Source organism: Thiohalocapsa sp. (genome assembly GCF_019695415.1).
Lineage (GTDB): Bacteria > Pseudomonadota > Gammaproteobacteria > Chromatiales > Chromatiaceae > Thiohalocapsa.
This window is the reverse complement of the sequence record NZ_JAIFKJ010000254.1, coordinates 1-4,386: the sequence shown is the minus strand read 5'-3', so window position 1 is coordinate 4,386 and position 4,386 is coordinate 1. Positions and strand designations below refer to the sequence as shown.

Sequence of the window (4,386 nt, the reverse complement as noted above, 5' to 3'; positions counted from 1 at the left end):
TCGTGTCGGGCTTCGCTGGCACTCAGTGCCGACCGACGGTAAGCGCAGCATCCCTAGTTAAGCTCCCAGCTCCTGGCGTTGCGGGGAACCATGCGCGTGAACCGCGAGGCGACTTGTCATCACCGTGCGGCAGGCGGAAATCCCCAGACGATACGCCCCAGCCGCACCAGATCGCGCTCCTCCGGCGGCCTGTCGTAGCGCAGCAGTTGCATGACATCGGAGCTCACCCGCGGATTGGTGGTGAAATAGGAATGGCCGAAGGCATCGGTGCGCTTGCCCTGGTAGACGATGATGTCGATGTTGCCGAGCTTGTCGAGGTAGCGCTGGGCGTCCTCGGGCACGTCTTCGGGACGCAGGTTGCCCACCCGGCTCTCGCTGCGGAACAGGATGCGCGAGACCAGCAGCGCTCGGTCCTTGGGGGATGAATAGACGGTGAGGCGGCCGCGGATGGCGTCCGGCAGCCGGCCGCTCGGCCAGACGCTGAACACATCGGGGTCGGAGGCATAGGCCGTAATCATCTGCGAGGCCACTTCCACGTCGATGTCGGGAGAGAAGAGCACAACGTTGTCCAACTTAAGCACCTCGGCCGGCTCCTTGCCGGCGGCGATGGCCTCGCCCATCAGCTCACGCACTGCGGTCAGCAGCAGCGCCGTGCCGCGGCTGTGCGCCAGCAGCTGCACCCGCTCCACGCCGGGCGTCGTGGCAAGCGTGCGGATCACCTTCTTTAAATGATTGCGGGCGTAGTCGGCGGATTCGGTGGTACTGGTGTAGGAGATCAGGAAATTGCCGGTGGAAGACGCCGGCCAAGTGAAAAAGGCGCACACCGACTCGCGGCCCAAGAAATGGCACAGCTCCGCGGTGGTGAAGGCGGAGGTCGCAAAGGTCTCGTTGAAGCCGTGAACGTACAGCATGACCTCCTTGCGCGGTGAGCGCGCGAGACGCGCCTGGACCTCTGCCTGCAATTGCCGGCGCGCGGCCAGGTGCTGCGCCAAGGTGGCGTCGTCGCGGTACCTGTAACCCTGTGGGCCGACGCGAATGGCGTAGGGCTCTTCGGGGAAGGCGCCGAGTCGCTGCACACGACCCAGCGACAGGTCCAGGTCCCGCGTGCGCTCGGCGAGCCGGCTTTCTCGCTCCAGCGCCGGCCAAGTCACATCTGGGCCGATCTCTACCCGTGCGGAGCCGAACTCGATGCGCTTGGCCCGGTCTTGGCCATAGGGCAAGTCGCTCTCCGGGTCCGCCTGCGGGGCGCGGTCGGTGAGGTAGAGCAGATCAACATCGGTGCTGGCGCTGCGGACCTCCGCAGGCAAGGTGACCACCGGCTCGCCGCCGGGCTGCTGGTAGACCACCGGGGTGGGCATGAGCTGCCGGGGCTTGCTGGCACAGCCGACGGCCAGCAGGCTGATCACAGCGAGGACGATGAGCCGTTGTGCTCGACGCGGCATGGTCTGCTCCTTGGGCTTGCTTGCGTGACGACGCGGCCGCTGCAGCCGGCGGCTGCCATCCGCGGGCGTCGCGAGCCTTGGATTCTACGGTATCTGCGAGGCCGAGCCCGCACAGACGGGCCAGCTCGGGGCGAGCTTCGCGCCAGCCGGCCCGGATCCGAGGCCAGTTTCGGGTTAGCATGCCCGCGGAGTCGCGCCCTGGCCACCGAGAGAGAAACGCAGCCGCATGAGCAAGCCCGCAGCGCCTAACGTCACTGCACCTGTCACTGCACCTGTCACTGCGCCGGCCGACGCTTCAGCCCCGGCCAGAGCCGCGGACGGCGGCCACCGCAGAGCGGCGCCTGCCGGGCGCTGGCGCGACGCCTTGGGCGCCTTCCGTGACCGGCGTGTCCTGACCATGCTGTTCCTCGGCTTCTCGGCGGGCATCCCGCTGCTGCTCATCTTCTCGTCCCTGTCGCTCTGGCTGCGGGAGGCGGGGGTAGAGCGCAACGCCGTAACCTTTTTCAGCTGGGCGGCGCTCGGTTATTCGTTCAAGTTCGTCTGGGCGCCGCTGGTGGACCGGCTGCCCCTGCCCTGGCTCACGCGGCGCCTCGGCCGCCGCCGCGGCTGGCTGTTGCTGGCGCAGCTCGCCATTGTCACCGCCATCCTGCTGATGGCGTCCGTCGATCCGGCGCAGGGGCAGGATGCCTTGGTGCGCATGGCGCTCGCAGCCGTCATGCTCGGATTCTCGGCGGCCACCCAGGATATCTGCATCGACGCCTTTCGCATCGAGTCCGCGCCGCCCGAGCTGCAGGGCATGCTCTCGGCGGCCTATATCGTCGGCTATCGCGTCGGCATGGTCACCAGTGGCGCGGGAGCGTTGTTCCTGGCGGCGGCGTTCCTGTCGTCGCCGGAGCATTACTCCTTCGAGGCCTGGAGCCTCACCTACAGCATCATGGCCGGCACCATGCTGGTGGGCATCGTGACGACCCTGGTTGTGCCGGAGCCGGTGCGCAATCGCCAGGTGGACTATCCCTACCCGGCGACGGCCTATGCACGGCTGGTGCTGGTGTTTCTGTGCGCGGCGGCGGCCTTCGCCGGCACCTTTTTCTTAAGCGGCGGCGCCTTCGCGGCGCTCAAGGGCGCGGTCGGCGGCGGCGCGTTCGTGTCGCTGCTGGTGGAGGCGGTGCGGCTCGCGCTCGCCATCGGCCTCGCCGGGCTGGTGGGCTGGGGTTTGGTGAGCCTCGGCGCCGTGGACCGCGCCATGGCCGCCGAGACCTGGGTGGCCCCGGTGCTGGACTTCTTCCGCCGCTATGGCCTCGCCACCGCGCTGCTGCTGCTGGCGCTGGTGGGCCTGTACCGGATCTCAGACATCGTGCTTGGCGTCATCGCCAACGTCTTCTATCAGGACTTGGGCTTCACCAAGCCGCAGATCGCCAAAGCAGTGAACACCTTTGGTGTGATCGTCAGCATCGTCGGCGGCTTCCTCGGCGGCGTGCTGGCGACGCGCTTCGGCGTCATGCGCATCCTGATGCTCGGCGCCGTGCTGTCCGCGGCCACCAATCTCGCCTTCGTCGGGCTCGCCTATGTCGGGCATAACGTGCCGCTGATGTACGCGACGGTCTTCGCTGACAACCTGGCGGCGGGGCTCGCCAGCGCCGCCTTCGTCGCCTTTCTCTCCAGCCTCACCAACGTGCAGTTCACCGCCGTCCAATACGCCATCTTCAGCTCGTTGATGACGCTGCTGCCAAAGACCCTGGGCGGCTACTCCGGCAGCATCGTCGACGGCATCGGCTACCCTGGCTTCTTCATCTTCACCACACTGATCGGCGTACCCGTCCTCATCCTCGTCTGGCTCGCCGGACGCAAGCTCGCCATCCGCGACGCGGCTACCTCGGCGAGCCGCGCTGCATAGGCTCAGACTGGAGCAGACGGGCGACGCAAACAGTCACCACTGATGCGGCCGGTGAACAGCAGGTTTGCCGGCAATCAGACCTGAGGGTAGCCTTCATGTCCGTCCTGATGGAATTCAGCAGCTTCCCCACCATGCAGCTGAACGCCCCCGACCGCTATCGCACCGCCACCGAGATCGACGCCGTCGCCGAGCTCCTCGACCTGCGCGGCGCCCGCGTGCTGGAGCTCGGCTGCGGTGCCGCACACACCACCCGGGCACTGGTGGAGCGCTTGGGCGCCGCCGAGGTGGTCGCCACCGAGGTGGATCGGGTGCAGCACGAGAAGAACTTGGCGTTGTCGGACCTGCCCCAGGTACGTTTCGTGCTGGGCGGCGCCGAGTCCATCGATGCCGCAGACGCAAGCTTCGACGCCGTGTGCATGTTCAAGTCCCTGCACCATGTACCCGTGGGCGACATGGACCGGGCGCTCGCGGAGATCCACAGGGTGCTGAAGCCCGGCGGCGCGGCGCTGTTCTCGGAGCCCGTCTACTGGGGTCCGTTCAACGCCCTGATGTCACTGATCCATGACGAGCAGGCCGTCCGCGAGGCAGCCTTCGACGCACTCCGCCGTGCCGTGGGCGCCGGCCGCTTCCGCAGCGAGGCGGAGGTCTTCATCGAGGTACCCGGTACCTATCCGGACTGGGCGAGCTTCGCCGAGCGCTTCCTCGACGTCACCCACACCGCACTGGACTTGGGTGCGGCCCGTAGGGCGGAGATCCGCCGCGCCTTCGAGGCCCACATGACCCCGACTGGCGCCCATTTCATGAAGCCCCACAGACTGGATCTGTTGCGTAAGGTCTGAGCTGGCGGACGGCGGCCAGTCAGCCGATGAGTGCGCTGTCCTGCGCGGAGGGAAAGCGAGGCGGAAGCGTCTCAGCCCTCGGCAGGCCCCTGCCCATCCTCGCCCATCTGCGACTGGATGTAGTTCTGGATGCCGACCAGCTGGATACGGCGCAGTTGCTGCTCCAGCCACCAGGCGTGGTCCATCTCGGTGTCGTCGAGCAGCTGGATCA

General features: G+C 67.4%; 3 protein-coding genes. 2 read left to right on the top strand and 1 reads right to left on the bottom strand.

Going from position 1 to position 4,386, the window contains the following annotated elements; genetic code table 11:
- Positions 1–119: 119 nt before the first annotated feature.
- Complete coding sequence (locus I6U14_RS07190) at positions 120–1,442, bottom strand: alpha/beta hydrolase (protein ID WP_296898070.1); 1,323 nt, start codon at positions 1,440–1,442, stop codon at positions 120–122.
- Between the two features lie 397 nt (positions 1,443–1,839).
- Between I6U14_RS07190 and I6U14_RS07185 the strand changes: the two genes are divergently transcribed.
- Positions 1,840–3,336, top strand: a complete 1,497-nt coding sequence (locus I6U14_RS07185) for an MFS transporter (RefSeq protein WP_367115639.1) — start codon at positions 1,840–1,842, stop codon at positions 3,334–3,336.
- A gap of 95 nt (positions 3,337–3,431) precedes the next feature.
- The gene (locus I6U14_RS07180; protein WP_296898067.1) at positions 3,432–4,175 is read left to right on the top strand and encodes a class I SAM-dependent methyltransferase; all 744 of its coding nucleotides are present in this window, start codon (positions 3,432–3,434) and stop codon (positions 4,173–4,175) included.
- The last annotated feature ends 211 nt before the right edge of the window (positions 4,176–4,386 follow it).